The organism is Nocardia sp. JCM 34519.1, assembly GCF_020361265.1.
GTDB classification, from domain to species: domain Bacteria; phylum Actinomycetota; class Actinomycetes; order Mycobacteriales; family Mycobacteriaceae; genus Nocardia; species Nocardia arthritidis_A.
The window spans coordinates 1-1,568 of record NZ_JAIRBR010000050.1 but is presented as its reverse complement, the minus strand read 5'-3'; the positions used below and the strand labels follow the sequence as shown (position 1 = coordinate 1,568).

General features: G+C 64.0%; 2 protein-coding genes. Both read right to left on the bottom strand.

Going from position 1 to position 1,568, the window contains the following annotated elements:
* Positions 1-28 precede the first annotated feature (28 nt).
* A complete protein-coding gene (locus tag LGY53_RS43355; RefSeq protein ID WP_225732498.1) occupies positions 29-1,042 on the bottom strand; it encodes a DDE-type integrase/transposase/recombinase in 1,014 nt (337 codons plus the stop codon).
* A complete protein-coding gene (locus LGY53_RS43350; protein ID WP_225732497.1) occupies positions 1,039-1,443 on the bottom strand; it encodes a transposase in 405 nt (134 codons plus the stop codon). The genes LGY53_RS43355 and LGY53_RS43350 overlap by 4 nt, the downstream gene beginning before the upstream one ends.
* Positions 1,444-1,568 lie beyond the last annotated feature (125 nt).

Below are 1,568 nucleotides of genomic sequence, written 5' to 3'. Positions count from 1 at the left end.
CGGTAGCTGTCAAACCGGATGAGACCGTTCAGGCTATGAATTCTGTGATGATGTTCTCCTTGGGCGGTTCGTTGATCCAGGCCGCTTTCGGCAGCTTGGGTGGTCGCGGAGGGCGCCCGAATCGCGCCGGGTTGGCGGTATAGGCGGCGGTGAGCACGTCGGCTCGCCGGGCACGGATGCGAAGTGCGGTGCCGTCGTGAACCGTTGCGGGAGTGTGTAATCCGATTCCGGAGTGCCGGTGATGGTCGTTGTAGTAGGTGAAGAATTGCTCACCGAACCGTCGTGCCTCGCCGATGGAGGCGAACCGCTGCGGGAACGCCGGACAGTATTTCAGCGTCTTGAAATTGGCTTCGCTGTACGGGTTGTCGTTCGATACTCGCGGCCGTGAATGCGAGCGGGTGATACCCAGGTCGATCAGCAGTTCGGCGACCGGTTGGCTGGTCATCGGGCCGCCGTTGTCGGCGTGGATGTAATCGGGCACGATCCCGTCGTTCGCGGCGATCGCATCGAGCTGGAATTGCTTTGCGATCCACCGGGATTCGCCGGGGACGACCTTCCAGTGGACAGCTTTGCGGGAGAAGATGTCCAGCATCACCAGCAACGTGTAGTAGACGCCTTTGAACGGCCCCGCCAATTTCGTTGCGTCCCAACTCCATACCTGATTCGGCCCGGTCGCCACCAACTCCGGCTTGGTGCGCGGCGGGTGGGTGGCCTGGCGGCGGCGTTCACGCACCTCGCCATGGGCGCGCAGCAGCCGATACATCGTCGAGATCGAGCACAGATACTCGCCCTCGTCGAGCAGGATCGCCCACACCTGCGCCGGCGACTTGTCGACGAACCGGTCGCTGCGCAGCACGTCGAGCACCGCGGCCTGCTCGGCGGCGGTCAGAGCGGCCGGATGCGTCACCGGCCGCTCTGACCCATGTTTCGGCGGTTTCGGGTTGCGGTGCCGATGCAACGTCGCCCGGGACTTGCCGGTCAACCGGCACGCCGCCCTGGTTCCTACCAGCGACTCCAGCTTCGTGACGGCCGCATCGATCACTTCTGCCGCTTGTCGTCGAAATCCTCGCTGCTGGAGAGCATTTCCAGCAGCTCGTGTGCTTTTCCCAGCACAGCCAACGCCTTGTCCTTGCGCGCCAACTCTTCCCGCGTGCGGGCGAGTTCGGCTTCCAGCTTCTCTACCCGCCTATCGGCCTCGGTTTTCGCTGGCTTGGGTCCAGTTGGCTTGGCGGCCAACGCATTCAACCCGCCCTCATCCCGGGCACGACGCCACTCGATCACATGCGAGTGATACAACCCCTCCCGCCGCAGCAACGCACCCCGCGCACCCGGCTCGGTCAACCCGTCGTACTCGGCCACGATCGCCAGCTTGTACTCCGCGGTGAACGACCGCCGCTTCGACCGGCCGCCACCACCGGCCCGCCGCCCCTTCTTGCCTGCCACCACACCATCCTCAGCGGGTAGATCAGCCGCACTCAACGTCACCTTGCTCGAATCCCGATCTCGCCCTACACAAACCTCAGCAAACTAACAGACCAACTGGTCTCATCCGAGTCTGGCAGAGAGGG